23 protein-coding genes are annotated in these 23782 nt (G+C 35.1%); 7 read left to right on the top strand and 16 right to left on the bottom strand.

All coding sequences use genetic code 11. The annotated features are described in order from the left end of the window. Position 1 precedes the first annotated feature (1 nt). Positions 2–1777 carry an oligopeptide ABC transporter substrate-binding protein gene (opp4A, locus tag AC3EMB_RS03465; RefSeq protein WP_098235138.1) on the top strand — a complete coding sequence of 592 codons (1776 nt, stop codon included), beginning with the start codon at positions 2–4 and terminating at the stop codon, positions 1775–1777. A 100-nt stretch (positions 1778–1877) separates the two neighbouring features. On the opposite strand, the gene AC3EMB_RS03460 is transcribed toward opp4A, so the two are convergent. The 4 genes from AC3EMB_RS03460 to AC3EMB_RS03445 form a co-directional block, all read right to left on the bottom strand. After that, a complete protein-coding gene (locus AC3EMB_RS03460; protein ID WP_002094283.1) occupies positions 1878–1994 on the bottom strand; it encodes a DUF4027 family protein in 117 nt (38 codons plus the stop codon). 198 nt (positions 1995–2192) lie between these two features. Further along, entirely contained in the window at positions 2193–2615 is a 423-nt protein-coding gene (locus tag AC3EMB_RS03455; protein ID WP_000278001.1) for a universal stress protein, read from the bottom strand. A gap of 65 nt (positions 2616–2680) precedes the next feature. Beyond that, positions 2681–4132 carry a SulP family inorganic anion transporter gene (locus tag AC3EMB_RS03450; RefSeq protein WP_488517467.1) on the bottom strand — a complete coding sequence of 484 codons (1452 nt, stop codon included), beginning with the start codon at positions 4130–4132 and terminating at the stop codon, positions 2681–2683. Positions 4133–4288: 156 nt separating this feature from the next. Next, complete coding sequence (locus AC3EMB_RS03445; RefSeq protein ID WP_488517466.1) at positions 4289–5536, bottom strand: cell wall-binding repeat-containing protein; 1248 nt, start codon at positions 5534–5536, stop codon at positions 4289–4291. Between the two features lie 175 nt (positions 5537–5711). Between AC3EMB_RS03445 and AC3EMB_RS03440 the strand changes: the two genes are divergently transcribed. Together AC3EMB_RS03440 and AC3EMB_RS03435 are read left to right on the top strand one after the other, a co-directional pair. Further along, positions 5712–6389 (top strand): response regulator transcription factor, encoded by a 678-nt coding sequence (locus AC3EMB_RS03440; protein WP_029441565.1) that lies wholly within the window; start codon positions 5712–5714, stop codon positions 6387–6389. An 11-nt stretch (positions 6390–6400) separates the two neighbouring features. Further along, the gene (locus AC3EMB_RS03435; protein WP_366988142.1) at positions 6401–7792 is read left to right on the top strand and encodes a sensor histidine kinase; all 1392 of its coding nucleotides are present in this window, start codon (positions 6401–6403) and stop codon (positions 7790–7792) included. Between the two features lie 165 nt (positions 7793–7957). Here the strand turns inward: AC3EMB_RS03435 and AC3EMB_RS03430 are convergent, their stop codons facing one another. Then, positions 7958–8479, bottom strand: a complete 522-nt coding sequence (locus AC3EMB_RS03430) for a dihydrofolate reductase family protein (RefSeq protein WP_366988143.1) — start codon at positions 8477–8479, stop codon at positions 7958–7960. A 79-nt stretch (positions 8480–8558) separates the two neighbouring features. Between AC3EMB_RS03430 and AC3EMB_RS03425 the strand changes: the two genes are divergently transcribed. Next, positions 8559–9539 carry a helix-turn-helix transcriptional regulator gene (locus AC3EMB_RS03425; RefSeq protein WP_423098125.1) on the top strand — a complete coding sequence of 327 codons (981 nt, stop codon included), beginning with the start codon at positions 8559–8561 and terminating at the stop codon, positions 9537–9539. A 29-nt stretch (positions 9540–9568) separates the two neighbouring features. On the opposite strand, the gene AC3EMB_RS03420 is transcribed toward AC3EMB_RS03425, so the two are convergent. The 11 genes from AC3EMB_RS03420 to AC3EMB_RS03370 all read right to left on the bottom strand — a co-directional run bounded on the left by AC3EMB_RS03420 (position 9569) and on the right by AC3EMB_RS03370 (position 19868). Beyond that, a complete protein-coding gene (locus AC3EMB_RS03420; RefSeq protein ID WP_488517465.1) occupies positions 9569–10993 on the bottom strand; it encodes an anti-sigma factor in 1425 nt (474 codons plus the stop codon). Beyond that, positions 10959–11516 (bottom strand): RNA polymerase sigma factor, encoded by a 558-nt coding sequence (locus AC3EMB_RS03415; RefSeq protein ID WP_423098123.1) that lies wholly within the window; start codon positions 11514–11516, stop codon positions 10959–10961. The genes AC3EMB_RS03420 and AC3EMB_RS03415 overlap by 35 nt, the downstream gene beginning before the upstream one ends. A gap of 179 nt (positions 11517–11695) precedes the next feature. Continuing rightward, positions 11696–12157, bottom strand: a complete 462-nt coding sequence (locus AC3EMB_RS03410) for an HIT family protein (RefSeq protein ID WP_366987453.1) — start codon at positions 12155–12157, stop codon at positions 11696–11698. 36 nt (positions 12158–12193) lie between these two features. Continuing rightward, positions 12194–12571 carry an OsmC family protein gene (locus tag AC3EMB_RS03405; RefSeq protein ID WP_488517464.1) on the bottom strand — a complete coding sequence of 126 codons (378 nt, stop codon included), beginning with the start codon at positions 12569–12571 and terminating at the stop codon, positions 12194–12196. Beyond that, positions 12546–13976, bottom strand: a complete 1431-nt coding sequence (locus tag AC3EMB_RS03400; protein WP_488517463.1) for an amino acid permease — start codon at positions 13974–13976, stop codon at positions 12546–12548. Before AC3EMB_RS03400 ends, AC3EMB_RS03405 begins: the two co-directional genes overlap by 26 nt. A 204-nt stretch (positions 13977–14180) precedes the next feature. Next, positions 14181–14825, bottom strand: a complete 645-nt coding sequence (locus AC3EMB_RS03395) for an amino acid ABC transporter permease (protein WP_000345978.1) — start codon at positions 14823–14825, stop codon at positions 14181–14183. Then, entirely contained in the window at positions 14826–15482 is a 657-nt protein-coding gene (locus AC3EMB_RS03390; RefSeq protein WP_016083541.1) for an amino acid ABC transporter permease, read from the bottom strand. Between the two features lie 87 nt (positions 15483–15569). After that, entirely contained in the window at positions 15570–16400 is an 831-nt protein-coding gene (gene glnH, locus AC3EMB_RS03385) for a glutamine ABC transporter substrate-binding protein GlnH (protein ID WP_029441558.1), read from the bottom strand. A gap of 12 nt (positions 16401–16412) precedes the next feature. Beyond that, positions 16413–17141, bottom strand: coding sequence for an amino acid ABC transporter ATP-binding protein (locus AC3EMB_RS03380; RefSeq protein WP_002162934.1), 729 nt, complete (start codon positions 17139–17141; stop codon positions 16413–16415). Positions 17142–17276: 135 nt separating this feature from the next. After that, the gene (locus AC3EMB_RS03375; protein WP_488517462.1) at positions 17277–18737 is read right to left on the bottom strand and encodes an alanine/glycine:cation symporter family protein; all 1461 of its coding nucleotides are present in this window, start codon (positions 18735–18737) and stop codon (positions 17277–17279) included. 159 nt (positions 18738–18896) lie between these two features. Next, positions 18897–19868, bottom strand: a complete 972-nt coding sequence (locus AC3EMB_RS03370; RefSeq protein ID WP_098126268.1) for a phosphotransferase enzyme family protein — start codon at positions 19866–19868, stop codon at positions 18897–18899. Between the two features lie 189 nt (positions 19869–20057). Here AC3EMB_RS03370 and gerKA point away from each other — a divergent pair, with 189 nt between their 5' ends. From gerKA to AC3EMB_RS03355, 3 genes are read left to right on the top strand one after another with little or no spacing between them, the layout of a single operon-like run. Next, positions 20058–21560, top strand: a complete 1503-nt coding sequence (gene gerKA, locus AC3EMB_RS03365; RefSeq protein ID WP_088022959.1) for a spore germination protein GerKA — start codon at positions 20058–20060, stop codon at positions 21558–21560. After that, entirely contained in the window at positions 21541–22647 is a 1107-nt protein-coding gene (locus tag AC3EMB_RS03360) for a GerAB/ArcD/ProY family transporter (RefSeq protein WP_088022957.1), read from the top strand. The genes gerKA and AC3EMB_RS03360 overlap by 20 nt, the downstream gene beginning before the upstream one ends. Then, positions 22628–23752, top strand: coding sequence for a Ger(x)C family spore germination protein (locus AC3EMB_RS03355; RefSeq protein WP_488517461.1), 1125 nt, complete (start codon positions 22628–22630; stop codon positions 23750–23752). Before AC3EMB_RS03360 ends, AC3EMB_RS03355 begins: the two co-directional genes overlap by 20 nt. The last annotated feature ends 30 nt before the right edge of the window (positions 23753–23782 follow it).

The following is a 23782-nucleotide window of genomic DNA, read 5'->3' as shown; positions in this document are numbered from 1 at the left end:
AATGACAAATAAGCCAAAGTTTTTCAAAGTATTAAGTACACTTGCAGTTTCAACATTACTACTTTCAGCATGTGGGGGCAGTGGTGGTAGTGAAAAAACGAGCAGCACAAAAAAAGTAGATACAAATAAATTTAGTGCATCTGTTAAAAATGATAAAAAGGAAATTAAAGATGGTTCATTAACATATGGTCTTGTTTCTAACACACCATTTGAAGGACTTTTAAATTTCGCTGTATATGAAGGAGATCCTGATAACCAAGTCATTACAATTTTCGATGAATCTTTATTATCAAATGACGAAAACTGGGAATACACAAATGATGGCGCTGCTACATATGAAATTTCTGCAGATAAAAAGACAATTACACTAAAAATCAAAGATAATGTAAAATGGCATGATGGAAACCCTGTTACTGCTGAGGATTTAGAATACTCTTATCTAGTGATTGGTAGTAAAAAATATGCCGGTTCTCGCTATGACACTCAAATGCAAATGATTGAAGGTATGGAAGATTACCACAATGGAAAATCCGAAAAAATTTCAGGTATAAAGGTAACGGATCCAAAAACAATTTCGATTACATTTAAAGAGCCGAATCCTTCAGTGAAAACTGGGCTTTGGGCATACCCTCTTCATAAGAAATATTTAGGAGATGTACCAATCGATAAATTAGCAGAATCTGACAAAATCCGTAAAAACCCAATTGGTTTCGGACCTTTTAAAGTGAAGAAAATTACTCCAGGAGAATCTGTTGAATTTGAACGTTTTGATGATTATTATGGTGGAAAACCAAAACTGAAAAGTATGGTTTTAAAAGTTGTTAACCCTTCCGTTGTTAACGCGTCCTTAAAAAATGGTGATATTGACATTGCTGAAGTAAGTGCAGATCAGTATCCAAATGTAAGTAAATTAAAAAATGCACAATTAGTCGGTAAAACCGATTTATACTATAGTTATATCGGCTTTAAATTAGGCCATATGGATAAAGAAAAAGAAGAAGTAGTGATGGATAAGGAGAAATTTAAAGATGTTCGTGTACGTCAAGCGATGGCGTATGCTATTGATCGAAAAGAAATTGGCGAAAAATTATATCACGGCCTACGTTATCCGGCTAACTCACCAATCCCACCATCTCTACCAAAATATCATAACAATAAAATTGGTGCCTATGATAAAGATGTAGAGAAAGCTAAAAAGTTATTAGATGAAGCTGGCTATAAAGATACGAACGGGGATGGATTCCGCGAAGACCCGAATGGTAAAGAATTTAAAGCTAATTTCTTATCAATGAGTGGTAGCGATGTAAGTGAACCACTTGCAAAATTCTTTATTCAGTCTTGGAAAGACATCGGTCTAAAAGTAGAGCTTCTTGATGGTCGCTTACATGAATTCAACTCATTCTACGATATGATTAAAAAAGATGATCCAAAAGTTGATCTTTTTGCGGCAGCTTGGGGAACTGCATCTGATCCAGATCCTTCTGGTATTTGGGCTAAAAATGCAGCGTTCAATTACACACGTTGGGCTACTGACAAAAACACAGAATTATTAAAACAAGGTATTTCTCCAAAAGCTGCTGATGAAAAGTACCGTAAAGATGTCTACGATAAATGGCAAAAATTAGTTCATGATGAAGTACCATTAATTCCACTTCATTATAAATTTGACCTAAAAGGTGTAAATAATCGCGTAAAAGATTACAAATATACACCAGAAGATCAATATAAGTGGGGTAAAGTTAGCGTAACGAGCGATAAAGCAGAAACAGAGAAATAATAAAATAGCTCCTGGCACTGAGATACATGCCAGGAGCTATTTTTTATTTACAATCCTTTTCTTACTATTTATAACAACCAATTCCTTCCCTACTCTAATATTAAAAGATTTGATGAAATACCTTTATTAAAACAGCTAACGTAACAGATCCAGCAAATCCTCCTAGACAAATTAAGCTTACCCCTTGACTATATGACAAATTTTGAAATGATTTCATTGCTTCCATCCTCCCTATCTCCCCTTTGATACTTTTATTTTACCAATGGGAAAAATTTCATAACATCGATTTCTCTAACAACTAACTTACAAATTTGTAAGTTAACATCTTTTCAACTTATATATCTAGTATTTCCACAAATGAGAGTTATTTATACATAAAAAAGACCTCAGCTATACTAAGGTCTTTAGTTACATTTTATTTTATAATCATCACCGGACATTTCACTCGTTTTGCTATTTTATGACTTACACTACCAAGTACCATTTCTTGCAGTGTATTTAATCCTCTACTTCCCGCTATAACAAGATCTATATCTCCTGTATTTACATATTGAACAATTGTATCTCCAGGATCACCATGTAATATCGTAATTGTATAAGATATGTTCTCTTTCTTTAATAAAACTTCAATCTCTTTTAATTTATCTTTTCGACTAGCCGATATTGTTTCTAAATCTGTTTGACCTTGTATAATATCTGATTTTGCCGTTCTATTATCTACTACGTACACAACTTCAACATTTGTTTCTTCGCTACATTTCGCAATATATGTTGCATGTTCCGCTGCTCGAAGTGCATGTTCAGAACCGTCACATGCTAATATAATTTGTTTGTACATATGCTGAATCCCCTTTTCGTTATCCTACTCGTATTATATAATAAAGCCTCCTAAAAAGGAGGCTTTTAACTAGCAATTCTTTTATTATAAGTAGCTAAATTTGCAACAAGTTTTGAGCTACGTTCATTTAATCCTGTTATACTTACTTTCACACCACTTTGTTCATACTTGATGATAACTTTATCAATTGATGCCACTGCTGAATCATCCCATACGTGCGCATGAGTAAAATTCATTTCAATTTCTTTTACATCTTCATTAAATGAAAAATTAGTTATGAAATCGGCTGTAGATGCAAAGAAAAGTTGACCGTAAATTTCGTATATTTTCTTATTTTCAATATATAAATGTTTCACGTGAATCTTTGCCATATTGAATGCAAATAAAACCGCACTAATTACTGTTCCGATAATTACACCTAGTCCCAAATTATGAGTGATAAGAACGACCACGACTGTTACGATCATGACGAATGCGTTCCCTTTTGGCACTTTATGAATCGTTGCTACAGAATTCCAATCAAAAGTTCCGATTGAAACCATAATCATAACCGCAACTAAAGCTGCCATCGGAATATGAACGACATAATCTCCTAAAACGAATAGTAATACGATTAAAAATCCGCCCGCTACAAATGTTGATAGGCGACCTCGTCCACCTGATTTAATATTAATAACAGATTGACCGATCATTGCACATCCTGCCATTCCTCCGAAGAAACCAGCAACAATGTTTGCGATCCCTTGTCCGCGTGCCTCTTTATGCTTATTACTTTCCGTATGCGTCATATCATCTAAAACTGAAGCTGTTAATAATGATTCTAGTAAACCGATAATTGCAAGCATAACCGCATAAGGTAAAATAATCCCTAATGTTTCTAATGTAAATGGCACATCAGGAATACTAAAGAACGGTAATTCTTTCGGCAGGCTTCCCATATCCCCTACTGTTTTCAACTGTAATCCGCTCATAAGTGCAATACTCGTCACAATAATAATTGAAATAAGCGTAGAAGGTACAACCGTTGTAATACGCGGAAATAAATATATAATTGCAAGTCCTAATACAACGAGTGCATACATTTGCCAAGTTGCATTTTTAAAATGCGGTAATTGCGCTGTAAAAACTAAAATTCCAAGTGAATTTAAAAAACCAATCATAACAGATTTCGGAACAAACTTCATAAATGAGCTCAGTTTGAACACGCCAAAAATAATTTGGACGATACCTGTTAATATTGTTGTAGCAAATAAATATTGCAAACCATGATCTTTAACAAGCGTTACCATTAATAATGCCATTGCACCTGTTGCAGCTGAAATCATTCCAGTTCTTCCGCCAACAAATGAAATGGTAACCGCAATACAAAAGGCTGCGTATAGTCCAACTGTCGGATCCACGCCTGCAATAACAGAGAAGGCTATCGCTTCAGGGATTAATGCTAAAGCAACGACAATTCCTGATAACACGTCCCCTCTCACATTAGAAAACCAGTCATTTTTTATCGTTTGAAACAAAATACCACTCCTCTACTCCTTTATAATTTGATTTTCTCCATAAGAAAATCTAGCCGACTGCACGAAAGCTATTATATAACGAGTAGAAGATTTTTTGCTATGTAAAAGTTTCCTAAAGAAAAAGACGCTACCTTAGTAGCGTCTTTTCTCATTTCGTTAATGTCCACCGTGTCCTTGACCACTTTCCTGAACAATTTCTAACCTCTCATCTAGTATTCCTTGTGTTTCAAATGAAATATCACTCGTACTTCCTAATAAGAAGCCATGATTATATGGTCCAAGTGTTGGATCATCTTTAAACTTCGGCTGAATATTAGCAAGGAAGTCATACACTGGTTGTGAAGCTTTCCCTTCTTCTAATAAGACAACAGGTGCGTGTTTACCCATATGTGAAAAAGGTGCCCCAGCAACTGCTAAATCTGGTGTTTTGCTTGAAACAAATGATACACCGTGACCAGGTTTTGTGAATCCCCAGCCAAATTTTGTTTTTTCATCTTTAAACTTCGCAAATGCGATAGAATTTTCTGTTGGAGTCTCACCGCTAATACGCGTTACTTTCCCGTATTTGCTTAACTCTTTTTCTACTTCTTTTGAAACGATTTTTTCTGGTCCTAGTAAATATATATTTGCTTTATCTTTTCTCATCTTTAATGCCTCTATTGTCGCTTCTGGCACTTTATTCTTTTCTGTATAGAGTAGTGGTTCCGGCATATGAGAAATCCAGTTTACAGCGGGGGTTGTATATAAACGTCCTTCTTCTGCAGACGAACCGATAATAACACTATTTGGATAGCTTCCTGTTATATCGGCATACTCCTTATCAACATCTTTCGCAAATATAGCTGGGTTCGTTTCTTTTATTCGTTTTACTTTATAACCTTTTAATTGTTCAAGCGCGCTAGTACCTACATCCCCCATCACCATAATTTGTGTTCCATCTTTCGTTCCGATTGGATTTAATCGTTTTATTTCTTGTAACGTCATTTCTGGTATCTTTTCTTTTTCTATAAATAAAATCGGTCCGTTATTCGGATGATGAATAAGGTCTGCACTTGCAATACCTAATTGCCACTCGCTCACTGGTACTAAAATAACAGCACCTGGCTGGTTCTCTTTATGGGTTGCTGGCCATATCGTTTGCGAAGTTAACACTGCCATTTTTAGGGGGTCATTTGTATTTAACCTCGTCACATTTTTTAAACTTGTCGTTAATAAATCATTCGATGCCCCTTGGTTCATTTCTTTTGGCGCGGTTACTTCCTGATTCATTTTCATTTCCTTTTGCTCTGTTTTCTTCTCTTTTGTAGATTCATGGTTTTTATGGTCTGTATTCGTTTGCCCACATGCAGCAAGACCAACTGCTGTAATTATTGTTATCCCAAAAATTCGGGTCATTTTTTTCACTATACCGCCTCCGTATTAATCATTTTTGAGCCAATATGATTACCTAAAATGTAATTTCAACTCCACAATAACAAGCAATTCTGAAGAAATTATGCAGACACATCATAATCTGCACCATTTCTTCATGATTTTGCATTACACTTTAAGTAACGATTATAAATATGGAGGGCTCTCTATGATTGATATACTGCTCGTAGACGATGAACCGAGAATGCTTGAATTATTAACGCTTTATCTTACTCCAATTGGATATAACTGCGTATGTGCGACTTCAGGAGAAGAAGCTATTTTACATATAGAAAATCGAAACTTTAAATTTGTTTTACTCGATATTATGATGCCAAAGATGGACGGATGGGAAACGTGCAAAAAAATCCGATCTTTTAGTAACATTCCTATCATTATGGTTACAGCTCGTGATCAAACAGTAGATGTCGTTCAAGGATTAAAACTCGGAGCCGATGATTACGTAACGAAACCTTTCCATGAAGAAGAACTTTTCGCAAGAATTGAAGCCGTTTTAAGACGTACAAATGAACATAAACAAATCCAATATCACGGTATTGTATGGGATGAAACAAAACACTTCGTTTCTGTCCATAATGAAGAACTCCTTCTCACACCAATTGAATTTTCTTTACTCGGATTATTTTTACGCCATGTGAACTACGTATTAAGCCGTGATCAGCTCATCGAACGAATTTGGGGGTTAAACACAAATACAGAAGATCGCACAGTCGATTCACATATTCGTAATTTACGTGATAAATTGCGAAAAGCACATTTCCCTATTGATCATCATTTAAAAACCGTGTATGGAATAGGTTATCGATGGATTGATACTGAACAGTAAGGGGCAAAACGATGAAACGAATTTCAATTCAATTCGGATTTTATTTTTTAATTGTTACACTTTTAATTGAAAGTGTTCTCTTTATTTTGCTCTATTATAGTCTTGTAAATACTAGAGTAAATGAAGAAATGACGGCTTTATTAAAGCGAGGAAATAGTCACCGGGATGTACTTGAAAAATATTACGATGAGCAAACCATCTCTCACGTAGCATTAATGGAATCGGAAGCTGAAACAACTGTCGTTATTACAAATGCAAATAAAGAAATACTAGCTAAATCTAACGAAATAAACACGACTATAAACGATCATATTAGTAAAATGCAAACTCGAACAGACCATAATGGAGCGATTATAGAAAATCATTGGAAAACATCTAATTATATATGTACAGTTAGCCCCATTGTAGTAGATGGAAAACATGAAGGCTATGTGTACATGTTTCTTGGAACAGAATCAATTGAAAAGTTGGTTAATGGATTAACGAAACAATTCATTATTGCTGGTGCCATCACGTTTCTACTCACAGTCATCACAATTTTCCTATTATCACGTTTATTAACAAAACCATTGTTACACATGAAACATGCAACTGAAAAAATGAGTAACGGCGATTTGTCCGTTTCGTTAACGACTACTCGTAATGATGAAATTGGTGAACTAGCATCATCTATTCAAACGCTCGCAAATGATTTACATTATATGAAAACAGAGCGAAGTGAATTTCTAGCAAGTGTTGCTCACGAATTACGAACACCATTAACATACGTAAGAGGTTATGCTGACATTGCTTTAAAAGAAAGCACCCCTCCTGAGCAACGTTTGCGATATTTATCAATTATAAAAGATGAGTCTGATTACATTACAAACTTAGTTCAAGATTTATTTTCACTTGCACAAATGGAACAACATAACTTTTCTATTCAAGTAAAGGAAGTGCATTTACACACCTTCCTTACTCGTATAGCTGAAAAAGTAAACGCCATGTATAAAGAAAGATACATTAAAGTTTCTTTCTCTTGTCCTCCTACACTGCTAGGAAACTTAGATGAGCAGCGATTTGAACAAGTTATAGTAAACATGTTAAATAACGCTTATAGACACTCAAAGGAGCATTCTTATATCAATATTTCTGTAATAGAGGAACATAAACGTGTTTCCATTAAAATTGAGGACGAAGGCGAAGGTATCCCGCCTGAAGACCTCCCTCACATTTTTGACCGCTTTTACCGTGTTGATAAAGCAAGAACACGATCTACAGGCGGAACTGGTTTAGGACTCTCTATCGTGAAGGAAATTGTAGAGCTACACGGCGGGAATATTACAGTAACGAGTGAAGTCAATCACGGGTCTTGCTTTATAATTTCATTACCATCTATAAAGAAACACGACTATCATCAGTAGTCGTGTTTCTTTATCCCGCATTAACGGGCAGTACGACCCCTACATCAAAATTCAGCGGAAGCAAAGAAGTTAGGTGGGGGATCAACTGCCCGTAAAAGCCCGATTGGTTCAACTAATAATCAGTGGGAGATGAACAAAACCCCCACTGATTAAAGTTTCACTTTATCATTTTACTTTATAATATAAATTTACAAATTGCCCAAAACGTTTCGTATCCGTTAAAGTTAAATTAATTTCTGGATTCTTTTCTTTAAATAATGGGACACCTGAGCCTAATATGTGAGGGGTAATCGTGACAACATATTCATCAATTAGATTATTTTTAAAGAATTCTCTCAGTAGACTCCCTCCACCGACCATCCATATTTTAGATCCTTCTTGCGATTTTAACCTTTTTGTAAACTCCACTACATCTTCATTTACAAATTCCACGTTTCCGTCTGAACCTTTTTCTGAACGAGAAAAAACATAACATGCTTTATCTAAGTACGGGAATGTTTCCGTATGCTCTACTACATAATCGTACGTTTTCTTTCCCATAATTATTGTATCAATCGTTTCGTACATTTCTGTATAACCGTTATCTCCCTCTCCTTCCGTTTCCATTAACCACTCTAAATCATCATTTTCTTTCGCAATATACCCATCTAAGCTCGCCGCTATAAATAAAACTATTTCACGTGACATATCTTTTCCTCCTTGCATCTCATCTTGATAACATATGATGTAAACAATATACTAACAATAAAACACGACAATTTATGTCATGTTAAAAAGAAAAAAGGTGATACATTTGTCAAAAGCTAAACGCTTATTAGATATTCTTATATTTGCTTCTACAAAAAAAGCATTTACAGCGCAAGAAATAGCTGATGAATTTAATATTTCCGTTCGTACGGTTCATAGATACATTTTAGATTTAAGTGATATGGGATTACCCATTTATGCTGAACAAGGTCGTAATGGAGGATATAAAGTATTAACGAATAAAGTCATTCCCCCTATTTTATTTACCGAAGAAGAAGCAGTATCCATCTTTTTTGCTTTTCAATCTTTAAGTTACTATCGAGACTTACCTTTTAACACAGAAATCAATTCCGTTACGCATAAACTGTATAGCTCTCTACAACATGATGCGAAAGCGAAAGTTGATAAAATACGCTCTTATATTGCCTTTTGGAATCCGAAGAGAGCAATTGATACACCCCTTTTAAACGAAGTGCTAACCGCGGCTATTGAAAATAAAAATTTACACTTTCAATACGAATCTAAATCGGGGATAAAAACAAAACATGTTCACCCTATCGGTGTATATTCTCATGACGGGCTATGGTACTTACCGTCCTATGACTATGGCAGGAAAAAAGTATTACTGTATCGCATCGATCGTATTCTTTCTATATTATCAACGGAAGAAAACGAGGATACATTCATGAATTTAGAAGAGTGGTTTGCCTCTAACTCTAACGTAGTACACAGTCCTACTCAGTTACATGTTTTACTGACAACAGAAGGCGTACGCCAATGTAAAAGCGTTCCTTATCTTGAGGAATTCGTTATAGTAAACGAGGATGGGACAGGATATATACATTCAACAATTGATAAAGGTGAAATTAATTTTATTATGCCTTTATTTTATAGGCTTGGAAAAGATGCAAAAGTTTTAGAACCGAAAGAATTGATAGATGGTTTACGTATACGCGCAAAAGAAGTTTTACATATGTATGAAGACGAAAAAAGCTGCTAAATATAAGCAGCTTTTTTGTTCAGTTGTTACTATTGACGAATATCAAACCACCAACGATGTTTCGCATTCATATTTTCAGTGTCGCCAGTCCCTCTGTAATTGAAAGCATCCAAAAAGATTGAATCTATTTTATCCTCATCTACAAAATAACCTAGATTAACCTTTACAGTTTGTCCTGGTGTGATACTGCCAATATTGTAAAAGCTTTTTCCATCTCCGTGAGGTTCTAAATAATCCACTTCACCCGTCATAATACGCGTTGCATCCATTCCCTCTTCTTTAGCGTATTTCCATGCATTCCCTTCAAATTTAAGCTGCTTTATGGATGGATGCATATAGATTTCTTCTGTCGCCTGTTTACCAATATTTCTCACTGTTGTTGTCAAGTAGACAAATTTAACATTAACTAATTGCGAATCTACTAATGTATCAATTGAATCTTTACCATTCCCTAATTTATATACATCCCGTCTGTACGATAGCAGTTTTCCCGTCTGATCTAAAGCCTTCTTCTTGCTTAATATCCCTAGGCCAAGTTCATTAAAGTTCTCTTGTTTAAAATCTTTAATCGAATCAAAAACTTCAACTTTTTCTATCACATATTCAATTTGGCTGTTATCCATAGATATCGTTACTGGAACCTTTTGCCCTATATGAAATAGTCGTTTGCTATCTTTTTTCAAAGGAATCACTTTAGGTTTTTTAGGTTCATCTGCTTGGCTAAAATACTTTTTATCATAATTTGATATATGTGATGCCTTTTCTTTTGACGTGGGCTCAAGTGAAATATTCCCTAAGACATCTATCATTTGTTCTTCATTTATATCTGATCCAATAAAACTTTCTAACATAATCCCTTCTTTCTCAAAAAAGAGAAAGACCTTCCTATCAAACATTACATTGTTGTTTCCAGTTTCTTTATGAACAATTACTGCTTTCTTGCCACCTATCTCTTTTTCTTCGTAGCTTTTTGAATATAAAGTTTGAAAGTCCGCATTTTCCCCTACTCTCCAAAGACTAAATGAAAAGCCTCCATTTGCGTCGTTATCTTTAAATGAATATTTCATAGCAGAGTCATCAATTGCTTCCATATTTTCTGGTAATTTATCGATTTTTAGCTTATACCACTTATCAGCCTTTTTCGTGTCCTTATTTGTTACCGACACATTTACTTCATAATTTTGTTTTTGAACAATCATATTATAGACTTTTACTGCACCAAAAACGGTTGTCGGCATACCAATCAATAAGCAAGCAGCAGCGATTAACATACGATGTCTTTTACTCTTTTTCTGTGGTTGCTCGCCCTTCAACTTCATTTCTTCCATAAACAATTTCTTTTTGCGCGTATATGTATGTGAAAATTCATGTTGTTCTTCGAGTTTATCAAAATCATCTAAAGCAATCTTTTCGGAAAGATCATACATTTCTTTGGAGTTCTTTGAATTCGTCATGTTGTATACCTCCTATCATATTTTGAACTCGTTTTCGAGCGCGCTCAAACTGCTTGCGGACAGTAGCCTCGGTTATCCCCATGACACTTGAAATTTCTTGATACGTTAAGTTATAGAAGACTTTGTACTTAAACACCTGTCTATTAGACTCATTTAACTCTTTTAGCAATGTATCAATTTGAACCTCAGACATTTTACGTTTTTCCCACTCTTCAATATTTTCATCTACTGCTTCTATTGATTCTCTTTCATATTCTTCTAAAAATGTTTCATGTCGTTTATTTTTCCGGTAACTATCAATCGCCTTATTTTTCGCGATCCTCAAAATATAGCGTTTAAGCTCTTGCGTGTTCAAGCTATGAAGTTTTTCCAAGTTCTTATAAAGAGTAATAAACGTCTCTTGAACCGCATCTTCAGCCTGCTGAATATTATTTAAAATAGAATACGCTACATAATAAATTTTTTGTTCATACAACTCATATAGCTCTTCCATCTTTTCATAATCGTTATTTATAACTTTCATATAATTCCTCCTCTCACTCTATATAACGAATGAGCGCTATACTTTGTGACACTGCAAAATCTTTTTATATATAAAATTTAATAATAGAATAAACAAAAGCCCAATTTCTCTATTGTAACTGAGAAATTGGGCTTTTATTTATTAGAATTTTCCTGACTGTTCCATTAAGAACATCCCTCTTACGCCTTTTCAGTAAGCAGTATTTGCTCTATCGCTTCTTTTAACAAATACTTTGTCTCTTCCAAGTTATGATTCTGCTTTTCTCCCGGTTGTACCGTATAAAACTCAGCAAACGAGCGCTCTTTATATCTCGGTACGACATGCATATGATAATGTGTTAACTCGTTAAAGATTCCACCATTTTGACAAATTGTAATTCCATCTGGTTTATATAATGACTTAATCGCTTTTGCAATAATCTTAGACGCATCCATAATCGATTTTGCTACAACATCATCTAATTCATCTACCTCTAACACATGCTGCTTTGGCACAATTAAAGTATGCCCTGGGTAGAAAGGCGCATGATCTAAAAAGCAAGTTACATAATCATCTTCATATACTTTATATATTTTTTCCTCTTCGTTTGCTAATTTACAACCTAAACAGTCCATTACACTTTCCCCTCTTTCTAAAAACATAAAAACGTGAGAATACGGCTCTCACGTTTTTATGTTTCATTTTATTAGTTCAATTGTTTCCGTAACTTTTATACTATCTTTTACAGATTGAACAATCGTGCAATTTTTCACTGCAAGCTGTAATGCTTTGTCCAACTGCTCTTCTGTAATGTTTTCCGCTTTAATTTTATAGTGCAAATGAACACTTTCAACTGGTTTTGATAAAGCTTGACTTCTACCAATTTCAGTTTCAATTGTAAACGTATCGTATGTAATACGTTTCTTTTCTAAAATTGTTCGAAAGACAATTGCACTACATCCTGCGATAGAAGAAACGAGTAATTGTAACGGTGAATACCCGTTTTCTTTTCCAATCGCTAATTGACCGTACGATAAATCTGCCTTTATATCATCGTGTTTGATTGTTAGTTTCATTTGTTTTGTCCATCTCCACTTTCATCGGTTTCTGCCGTTTCTTACTCATATAATAATAATATATATAGCAGAAAATGATAAATGGAATACCACAGTATAACGCCATTCTTTGTTCAGGAATAAACGCTAAACTAATAACAACGATGCTATTTGTAATTAAAGCTAAAATTGGAACAATCGGGTATAGTGGTGTTCTATACTTTAAGTCCTCTAACTTTCCTCCGCCTTTTATATACTGACTTCTAAAGCGAAGTTGCGATAGAGCAATAATGATCCAACTTGAAACAGCCGATAAACCAGCTATCGATAATAAGTACATGTATACTGTATCTTCTGCAAGGAAACTTGTGAATAGGGATAATCCAGCTACCGCAATCGTTACGACTAGCGCTATAATTGGAATACCACGTTTATTTACTGTCTTGAAAGAAGTTGGTGCCATTCCTTCATTTGCAAGTGACCATAATATACGTGTCGCTGCATATAATCCAGAGTTCGCTACAGATAATAACGCAGTAATAATAACGAAGTTCATAATATCAGCTGCATATGGAATACCGATTTTATCAAATACAACTACGAATGGACTTTCAATTACGCCTGCTTCCTTCCAAGAAATTAATCCTACTAAAATTGTCATTGTTAAAATGAAGAATAACATAATACGCCATACTGTATTACGGATCGCACGTGGAATTGTTTTTTCTGGATTTTCACTTTCTCCCGCTGCAATTCCGATTAACTCTGTTCCTTGGAACGAGAAGTTAACTGTAATCATTGTAAGTAATACGGCAGCTAGTCCATTTGGGAAAAGTCCACCATCGCTTACAAAGTTAGAGAAAAGAGGTGCTGCTTCTTTTCCGTCATATGATATAAATCCTAATAATGCACTACCACCAAGAACAACAAATGCAAGGATTGTAATTACTTTAATACTAGAAAACCAAAATTCTAATTCAGCGTAGCTTTTCGCTGAGATAGCATTTGACGCATATAGAATAACGCCGAATACAAGGCACCATACCCAAACATCAACATTTGGAAACCATCTTTTCATCATTAAACCGATTGACGTTAATTCTAGTCCTACTGTTACTGCCCAGCCAAGCCAGTATAACCAGCCAATCATAAAGCCCGTTCCTGGTCCAATAAACTTCGTTGCATACTTTTGGAAAGATCCCGAAACCGGCATTGCTACCGTTAACTCTCCAAGACAAAGCATTGTTAAATACATAATAAATCCGCCTACTAAATATGAAAGGATGGCTCCCCCTGGTCCAGCCTGATTAATAGTGTAACCTGAACCTAAGAAAAAACCAGTTCCGATTACACCACCTAGTGCGATCATAAATAAATGTCTACTCTTCATCGTACGATGTAATTTCTCATTCGTTGGTTGCTGCATCTAAATCCTCCCCCTACCATACCCCTATGTCTTATTAAAATTTTCTGATAATAAAAATATACACGAAAGCGATTACATTTTCTATATAAAATTAAAACTTTTCTGATAAAATAATATAAAAAATCTAATTATCGCAAGATTTAGATTCTATTTAGAGGAAAATAAGGATAAACAAGGAAAAAACTCTTACATATATTGTAAGAGTCAACGAAGTTCTAACCTTCTCGATAAAATTGATAAACTATAATTTACGATAAAATACATACAAGCAACTACTATAAACGTCGGAATCATATAATTTACATTTTGCCCGCTAATAATTTGAGCATTATGAATAAGCTCTGGTAGTGATATAACGACTGCTAGCGCTGTATCTTTCAGCAATGAAATAAACTGACTGACAAGTGGCGGGACCATTCTTCTTAATGCTTGTGGCAAAATAATATGCCACAGCGCTTGAACATACGTTAATCCGGAAGACCTCGCTGCTTCGATTTGCCCTTTTTCGATAGATAATAGACCACTTCGAACAATTTCAGATATCATTGCAGCTTCAAATATTGTTAAAGCAACAATTGTAGCTGTTATAATTTCTAATTTCAAGCCTGCTTCTGGAAGTGCAAAATACGTGAAAAATATAATTAACAGTAGTGGTAAGTTTCGAATCACTTCAACGATAATTCCTAATATTTGTGAGACGACAGGTATTTTCGTGTAGCGCAATATTCCTATTACACTACCGATAATAAAGCTAAGTACAATTGCTACGAGCGCTACCTCTAACGTTATAAGTAATCCTTTTAATAAAAATAGAATATGATCCCCTGTAATTGCTCCCTTAAAATCCATTTACACCGCCTCCTTTGCCAAGCGTTTTTCTAAATAACGCACTAGCATACTGAGCGGAATTGTTAATATTAAATAAAACATCCCGACAAATATATAAACATCAAACGTAACAAACGTCTTCGTTGAAATTAAATCTCCTTGATACATTAAATCAGTACCAGCAATAATCCCGAGTATTGAGGAGTTTTTAACTAAATTGAGAAATTGATTTCCTAAAGGGGGGATTACAATTTTCATAGCTTGAGGTAAGACAACATAATACATTCCTTGCACATACGTTAATCCTGAGGAACGCGCGGCTTCCATTTGCCCTTTCGCAACTGATAAAATACCAGCGCGAATTACTTCTGCAATAAATGCTGCAGTATATATCGTAAGCGTAACTGTTCCTGCTACAAAACCATTTAACGTAATTCCTATTACAGGTAAAGCGAAATAGAATATAAATGCAATTAATACGAGTGGAATATTTCTTACAAACTCTACAAAAGCGGATCCCATCCAATTTAAAATACGAATAGGTGCAATACGCATTACTGCCAAAATTACTCCCAAAATAAAACTGCCTATTAATGCAATTACACTAGACATAACTGTATATTTAAACCCTTCTAAATACATATCAATGTTATTCGTTAATATAGAAAAATCAGGCACATATTCTCCCCTCTTTCTTTACAAGAAGAGGATGAGTACTCTCATCCTCTCACTCTTACTATTTATCAAGAAAAATAAAGTTTCACTTTACTTCTCTTGTTTTTGACCGATCCATTTTTCATACAATTTATCGTATTCCCCGCTCGCCTTCATATCTTTTAGTAAGTTATTAATCTCTTTCGTTAAATCGTCTGCACCTTTTTGCACTGCAATTCCGTACGGTTCATCTGTGAAAATTTTCCCTACTACTTCATAATTAGCATCTTGTTTTGCCATTCCATAAAGAATCGCATTATCTGTCGTTAACACATCACCTTTACCTGCCTTTAACGCTGTAAATGCCTCACTATAATTTTCAAATTCTAATACAGTCGCTTCTGGTGACTTTTGACGAATGTTATTTGTAGATGTTGATCCTTTTACAGCTAATACTTTAACGCCTTGTTTTATATCATCGACGCTCTTAATATTGCTTCCTTTTTTCACAAGTAACGATTGTCCTGCTTTAAAATATACATCTGAAAAATCCACTTCTTTTTTGCGTTCTTCCGTAATTGTCATTGTCGCAATAATTGCATCAATATCACCATTTTTCAGCATTGGAATACGTGTTTTAGACGTTACTTCTTTCAACTCTAGCTTCTTTTCATCTCCAAGAATCTTTTTCGCAAGTGCCTTCGCGACATCAACATCGAATCCTTCTACCTGCCCTGTTGAAGGATTTTTCAATCCAAATAAATTCGTATCATTCTTCACCCCAACTACTAATTTCCCTCGTTTCTTAATTTGCTCAACAGCCCCGCCTTGCTTCGTATTTGTTTCCTTTGCCTCATCTTTCTTACTTCCGCATCCAGCAACAACAAGCACGAATAAACATGAAAATACGATTAAAGTAAATAACTTTTTCATTTTAAGCATGAAATTCCTCCTCTAATGATTTAGCACCCGACTTAAAAATAAACGAGCTCTTTCTTGTTCAGGATTTGCAAAAAATTGCGCCGGTGTTGTATCTTCAATAATTTGACCATCATCCATAAATAAAATCCGATCTGCTACTTCTCGCGCAAATCCCATTTCATGCGTGACAACGACCATTGTCATCCCTTCTTTAGCTAACGTTTTCATAACATCAAGTACTTCCCCGATCATCTCCGGATCAAGAGCAGACGTAGGCTCATCGAACAGCATAATTTCCGGTTGCATCGCAAGTCCTCTAGCAATTGCTACCCTTTGCTGTTGTCCTCCGGATAATTGATGCGGATATACATTAGCCTTCTCCGGGATTCCTACTTTCTCTAAATAAAACATTGCTGTTTTCTCTGCTTCTTCTTTGGAAACTTTATTTACTTTAATCGGTGCTAGTGTAATATTTTGCAGAACTGTTTTATGTGGATATAAATAAAAATGTTGAAAGACCATCCCAATATTTCGCCGCAATTCATTCATGTCCGTTTTTTTATTGTGTACCTCTGTATTTTGTACAATTAATTCTCCATCTGTAATTGCCTCTAATTGATTTATACATCGAAGCAATGTACTTTTTCCTGATCCTGAAGGCCCGACAACTACTACCACTTCGCCTTTTTTCACTTGCACATTAATATTTTTCAAAACTTGAAAGTTACCATAATATTTATTTACATTACGAAATTCTATCAACATACTCCCCCTTCCCCTAACAACGCATGTACATTCTTTTTATATTCAAAAATAGTCCCAAAAATAACTTTCAGCTTCAATTTGTCCATAAAAAAAGCAAAGGGTTTCCCCTTTGCTTTTTTCATTTCTATTCTATTAAGATACTTCTTCTTTCTTATCTTTCCCGTATTCATGCTCCCAGAAATCAGCATTTTTAATTCCTAATTCCTGCGGATCAAATACTGGATCTTTACCTTCTTTTTTCTGCTTTTCATAGTCTTTTAATGCGATCAATGCTGGTTTTTGTAGTAGTAAAATCGCGATAATGTTAACCCATGCCATAATCCCTACACCAATGTCACCTAAAGCCCATGCTGTTGCAGCTGTTTTTACACAACCATAGAATACGACTCCTAAGAATACAAATTTTAGTACGATGGACATCCAAGGACGGTCTTTATCACGATTTAAGTATGCAATATTCGTTTCTGCAATGTAGTAATACGCCATAATTGTTGTAAACGCGAAGAATAGTAAAGAGATTGCAACGAAACCATTTCCAAATCCAGGGAAAACAGATTCTACCGCTGCCTGTGTATAACCAGGACCCGGCTGTGCACCATTTAATTTATTGACGATAAAGTTTTTTCCGCTTGCATCAAATACGTTATACATGCCTGTAATAATCATCATAAATGCTGTTGCTGAACAGACGAATAATGTATCAATGTAAACGGAAAATGCTTGTACTAACCCTTGTTTAGCTGGATGTGATACTTCAGCAGCTGCCGCCGCATGGGGCCCAGTTCCTTGCCCTGCTTCATTGGAATAAATACCACGTTTTACTCCCCAAGAGATTGCTAAACCAATAATTCCACCAAAAGCTGCTTCTAATGCAAATGCACTTTTTAAAATTAACATGAAAGCATCTGGTAATTTTTCAATATTCATAGCAACAATGACGCAAGCTACTAAAATATAACCAAGCGCCATAAATGGCACTACAACTTGCGCTACGTTAACAATTCGCTTAACTCCACCAAAAATAATAAGCGCTAATGCCGCTACTAATACCGCTCCAGATACAGAAGTATTAATACCGAAAGCTGTTTCCAAACTTACAGCAATACTATTTGCCTGAACACCCGGTAACAGCATCCCCGTTGCAAGAATTGTTGCTGCAACGAATACTAATGCATACCATTTAACCCCTAACCCTTTTTCAATGTAATAAGCTGGACCACCACGGAATTGGCCTTGATGCTTCGTCTTATATATTTGTGCAAGTGTCGATTCTACATAAGCAGAACCTGCTCCTAGAAAAGCTACCACCCACATCCAAAAGACAGCTCCTGGACCACCAAATGCAACAGCCGTTGCAACACCCGCAATATTTCCTGTTCCAACGCGCCCTGATAAAGAAAGTGCTAACGCCTGGAACGAAGAAACACCAGCATCCGATTTTTCTCCTTGAAATGTAAGCTTCACCATTTCTCCTACATGCCTTACTTGTAAAAACCTCGTTCGAATGGAAAAATATAAACCTGCTCCTAAACATAAATAAACAAGTGCTGGACTCCAAACAATATTATTGATCCAACTTACGATAGCTTCCAACATTCCCCCTCCTTTTTTATAAAGAATATTCAGAATATATATAAAATTATAAGTGTATACCGAATCTAGGACAATATTATTTTAATAAAGTAAACATATTTTTGTATAAAAAAACAAAGTATATATTTGTTTTATATACTTTGTTTTGAACTAAATGTATTATATATTCACAATTGCTTCTTTTTTGATAATTCTTCCGTATAGCTCTTCCGATAATTTCAAGAAATTATCAGGCATATCTTTCCCTTTAAACTTCTTTTGAAGCGTTCCATATAAACCTATATCACGTAAACGTAAAAATAGTGGTAACGATTCATACCAACTATCCGCCAGCCTGTGCTCATATTCGTATCCCTTTCTTAACACTTGTAACTGTTTATGAGCGAACGCCGTCTTCTCCTCCACTGTCCACGGTGTAAATAGAACAGAGTAGTATAGAACCATCGCTAAATCATGTATAAAGTAATTATATGCCGCATCATCAAAATCAAAGATTGTTAGCTCTTTACCATCATAATGAAAATTACCTGGATGAATATCACCGTGCATAAGACCGAACGTTTCTCTTTCAACTGGAAGAGCCTTAATTTCATCCATTAATACCGCTGCAATCTCTTTCACTTGACCATCTTCTAATTCATTAACAATTCCACTTTCGTCTTCTTCCCACGTTTCACGGTAGTCTGTTTTAGGATAATCCATTGTAAGGCGATGCAGTTGTCCAATCGCTTTTCCCCACGCTTCAAAATAAGCATTTCCCCAATAAGGCGATTCTTCTCCTTTTACTTGCTCACCTTTTGCATATGTAAATAAGGAAGCGAAAAAGAAAGTCCCATCCTCTGCTGCGATTTCTTCTACAAGATTTTGAGACGTTGAATAAAGAGGTCCTGCTACCTTTGCCCCATTCTCCGCAACATATCGTAAAAAATCTAGTTCAGCCTCTACCTCTTGTTTAGAGCGATGAGAAGAATGTGTTAAACGTAATACGTAATCTTCATCATTATCACCCTTCGCCTTAAAAATATAATTCTCAAAATCTCCAAGTGGCTTTTCTTCCACTGTTACATGAAACAAATTCGCTGCTGTTTTTAAAATCTCTTTTGTAAAAACACGTTCTACAGCTATTTCCATATGTATCCCTCCTATATATCTTCTTAATTCGACACAAAGGTGAGAAGTACTGCTATGAAATTGAATAATGCACAAAAGACAATGTAACGTAACTTTCAATCCTCTTTTTTTTAAAATAATTCAAGCATAAATTTCTCACAAACGACAAAAATTAACAGAAACAATTGCACTTTAAAAGAGGTGGAAATTATGACAGAGAAAAAAGAACAACAAGAGAGTAAAAACCAAAAGCATATGTTTCCATCACTTCCGGAGAACATTAATTACATTGAAAATAAGCTTTCTCATTCTGATGATATAAAAAAATTAGATTTCCCTTTTCAAAATGGAAAAGGAACAATCTTATATATCGAATCTTTAGCAGATCCAAATCTAATTCATCAGTTAGCTCTTGAGCCTTTATTGACACGATCAGACTTAGCTTTAGATAAAGCTTTTTCTACATTAAATATGAAAAAAGAAACGAATTTAAATTATGGTGTGCAGCTTTTATTACAAGGTAAATCATTATATTTCCATGAGCAAGTCGAAAGCTTTTGTATTTTTGAAACAGCTCTATCTTTAAAAAGAGATATAACAGAGCCTGATAATGAAGGTATTGTACGTGGACCGCATACTGGTTTTGTAGAAGATTTAGCAACGAATTTAGCCTCTATTCGTAAACTCATTAAGAGTCCAAATGTAGTTGTTAAATATTTTACACTCGGTGAAGAAATGCACACGAAAGTAGCTATTGCTTATATGCAAAACATAGCTAATGACGATCTCGTTACTGAAGTAAAAAGAAGGTTAGAAACTATAAAAACCGATTCCCTTATGGCACCAGGTTATATACAAGAATTTATAGAAGATAATTCTTTCTCACCATTTCCACAACAATTAAATACAGAGCGACCAGATAGAACTGTCGCTAATTTAATGGAAGGCCGAGTTGCTATTTTATCTGACGGAGATCCAACAGCACTTATCGTTCCTGTTACGTTATTCGCTTTCTATCAATCACCAGATGATTATAATAACCGCTGGATTGTTGGATCTTTCGTCCGAATGATTCGCTTAGTGAGTTTCTTAATTGCTTTTCTCTTACCAGCTATATATATCGCAACCGTAGCCTTTCATCCTGATGTATTGCCGCTTGAACTTGTGTATACAATTAAAGCTTCATTAGAGAAAGTACCACTTCCTCCTATTTTTGAAGCTCTCTTAATGGAATTAATCTTTGAATTATTACGGGAAGCTGGTATTCGCTTGCCAAGCCGAGTTGGACAAACAATCGGTATTGTAGGTGGTTTAGTAATTGGTGATGCGATTGTAAAAGCTGGACTCGTTTCTTACACAATGATTATCGTTGTAGCTTTAACTGCAATCTCATCTTTTCTCGTTCCATCAAACGATATGAGTTCAGCAGTTCGAATTCTTCGTTTTCCATTAATGCTCCTTGCTGCCATATTTGGATATGTAGGAATATCATTCGGTCTAATTATAACTTTCGTTCACCTATGTCAGCTTCATTCTTTCCATACACCATATCTTTCTCCTGTTGCACCAATGCGGATTAAAGATATGAAAGATTCTTTTGTAAGACTACCAATTTGGTCATTTTGGGAACGACCACATGATCCAAAACCGAAAAAAATGCAACGCCAACATGTAACGAGAGAGGATGAGGACGGTGACAAACACGCAAAGTAAAATTTCACTTGTTCAATTTACCTTTTTCGTTATTCAATGCCAAATTGGGGTCGGTATACTTTCTTTACCTAACCGTCTTCACCCAATAGCAAAAGGTGGCGGATGGATTTCTGCTCTCATCGCTGGGTTTGCGATTCAGCTTATTATTTTACTTATGTGGCTTTTCTTAAAACGATTTCCTGATGCAGATATGTATGAAAGTGTTTGTATGCTATTTGGTAATAAGTTTGGAAAACTATTAGGCTTTGCTTATGTTTTTTATTTTACACTTATCGGTATGACCGTTATGTTAAATGCTTGTAATGTCATTAAAGTATGGGTTTTGCAAGCAACCCCTTGGTCTGCAATTCTCATACTATTTACAATAGCTTGCTGCTATGTAGCCTATAATACATTTAAAGTAATTGTAAGATTTTATGTCATGGCTTCTATTCTCATTTTGCCCATGGCTCTTTTAATTGCACTAGGGTTTTCACGAGCTGATTTTTCTTATATTTTTCCAATTACAGAAGCCGGATGGTGGAATATTATTCAAGCTTCAAAGGAAACCATTACAGCTATGTATGGTTTTGAAATTATTCTGATCGCTTTTCCAAAAGTAAATGGGAATCCTGTTGCACGGCTAAAGGCCATTTCTATCGCTAATGGATTTGTAACTCTTTTTTACACTTTTACCGTTTGGATTTGCTTTATTGTATTTAGTCCAAAACAAGTTGAGCTTATTCCGGAACCAGTTGCTTACTTATTACGCTCTCTCCATATTGGGATTATAGACCGAACAGACCTAATTTTCATTCCAATTTGGATGATAACTGTTGTAGCCTCCATCGCTAGTTATTATTGTGCTGCTTCAATAGGAATTGGACATATATTCAATCTTGCTAATCATAAAAAAGCTGTTCCAATCGTTGGTATTATTGCTTTTAGTGTAGCCTTATTTATAGATACACCTGAGGAGCTTAAAGTACTTGCTACATTTACTGATAAATTCACCTATATTTTTATAGTAATTCTACCTTTTTTATTTCTTCTCTATTCCTTATTCAGAAATAAGAAAGGAGCTCCATATGCACAAAAAAACAATTAAATTATGTAGCATATTGTGCGCTAGCTCACTTCTTTCTGGCTGTTGGGATCAAGAACCTTTAAGAGATGCGAGATTAGCTTATAGTATTGGCTTTGATATTACAGAAGAAAATAAACTGCAGCAAACCATTGAGCTCGTAAAGAGTTCGAGTGGGGATCAATCTTCATTTAAAAATGAAGTAAATTCAGCAACTGGCTATAACATACGTGATACAAGTGATTCTTTGAGAAAAAACGTTACTGGTAATATTCGTTATTTTAAATATGGAGTAGAACTATTGGGAACGAAAATCCAAAAGAAAGGCATACTCCCTTATTTAGACGTTGGATTTAGAGACCCAACAAATCCAACCGCATTAGTAAAACTTATATCAGTAGATGGGGAAACGGATAAAATACTTGCCCAAAAGAAGGTAGGAAATTTATTAATTGGAGACTTTTTAAAGAAAAAAGTACAGAGTTTAGAAGACATGAGTATATTTCCAGAGGAAACTTTAGAAACGGCCGCTACAAAAATGTTAGATCCTGGAAAAGATTTCACCCTCCCATCTATAAAGCTAAAAGGAAAAGAAGTTGTAACCAATGGGATAGCTTTATTTAACAAGGATAAATTAACTGGACTTTTACCTTTACGCCAATCGGTACTCTTCGTATTACTAACTGATAAAATGGGGAAAAGCGCTCGCATAACCCAAAAACTTACAAATAACGATTCATCTAGTACATCTGACTATCTTACAATTGAAGTAAGCAATCGAAAGTTAAAACGAGACTTAAAAATAACAACAGATAAAAAAGGAAATGTTTATGCTCACATTAAGCTCCAACTAAAAGTTATAGCGCTTGAAGCTCCGAGAGATAATCTTTACAAAATGGATGAAAGAAAAAAACTAAATAAAGAATTGTCTAAACAACTTACGAAAGAAGCTAAAAAGATAACGAAAAAGTTACAAAAAGCAAACTGTGATGCTTTCGGTATCGGCAGACACCTTATCGCCTATCACCCTGACTTATGGAAGAAGAAAAATTGGAATAAAGATTATGCAAAAGTAAAATTCAAACCTGAGGTAGAGGTAAACATTTTGTACAGTGGTGTCCTAAAATAAAAGGTTGTATGCCCATGCGGCATACAACCT

The sequence above is a fragment of the Bacillus sp. LQ16 genome, assembly GCF_057784645.1.
The sequence above is the reverse complement of the archived record's forward strand: the minus strand, read 5'-3'. Positions and strand labels throughout refer to the sequence as shown.

Coding starts and splice junctions, on each gene's coding strand:
- opp4A (WP_098235138.1), top strand. CDS start 2: ATGACAAATAAGCCAAAGTTTTTCAAAGTATTAAGTACACTTGCAGTT.
- AC3EMB_RS03460 (WP_002094283.1), bottom strand. CDS start 1,994: ATGAAATCATTTCAAAATTTGTCATATAGTCAAGGGGTAAGCTTAATT.
- AC3EMB_RS03455 (WP_000278001.1), bottom strand. CDS start 2,615: ATGTACAAACAAATTATATTAGCATGTGACGGTTCTGAACATGCACTT.
- AC3EMB_RS03440 (WP_029441565.1), top strand. CDS start 5,712: ATGATTGATATACTGCTCGTAGACGATGAACCGAGAATGCTTGAATTA.
- AC3EMB_RS03435 (WP_366988142.1), top strand. CDS start 6,401: ATGAAACGAATTTCAATTCAATTCGGATTTTATTTTTTAATTGTTACA.
- AC3EMB_RS03430 (WP_366988143.1), bottom strand. CDS start 8,479: ATGTCACGTGAAATAGTTTTATTTATAGCGGCGAGCTTAGATGGGTAT.
- AC3EMB_RS03425 (WP_423098125.1), top strand. CDS start 8,559: ATGTTAAAAAGAAAAAAGGTGATACATTTGTCAAAAGCTAAACGCTTA.
- AC3EMB_RS03420 (WP_488517465.1), bottom strand. CDS start 10,993: ATGACGAATTCAAAGAACTCCAAAGAAATGTATGATCTTTCCGAAAAG.
- AC3EMB_RS03415 (WP_423098123.1), bottom strand. CDS start 11,516: ATGAAAGTTATAAATAACGATTATGAAAAGATGGAAGAGCTATATGAG.
- AC3EMB_RS03410 (WP_366987453.1), bottom strand. CDS start 12,157: ATGTTTTTAGAAAGAGGGGAAAGTGTAATGGACTGTTTAGGTTGTAAA.
- AC3EMB_RS03405 (WP_488517464.1), bottom strand. CDS start 12,571: ATGAAACTAACAATCAAACACGATGATATAAAGGCAGATTTATCGTAC.
- AC3EMB_RS03400 (WP_488517463.1), bottom strand. CDS start 13,976: ATGCAGCAACCAACGAATGAGAAATTACATCGTACGATGAAGAGTAGA.
- AC3EMB_RS03395 (WP_000345978.1), bottom strand. CDS start 14,825: ATGGATTTTAAGGGAGCAATTACAGGGGATCATATTCTATTTTTATTA.
- glnH (WP_029441558.1), bottom strand. CDS start 16,400: ATGCTTAAAATGAAAAAGTTATTTACTTTAATCGTATTTTCATGTTTA.
- AC3EMB_RS03370 (WP_098126268.1), bottom strand. CDS start 19,868: ATGGAAATAGCTGTAGAACGTGTTTTTACAAAAGAGATTTTAAAAACA.
- gerKA (WP_088022959.1), top strand. CDS start 20,058: ATGACAGAGAAAAAAGAACAACAAGAGAGTAAAAACCAAAAGCATATG.
- AC3EMB_RS03355 (WP_488517461.1), top strand. CDS start 22,628: ATGCACAAAAAAACAATTAAATTATGTAGCATATTGTGCGCTAGCTCA.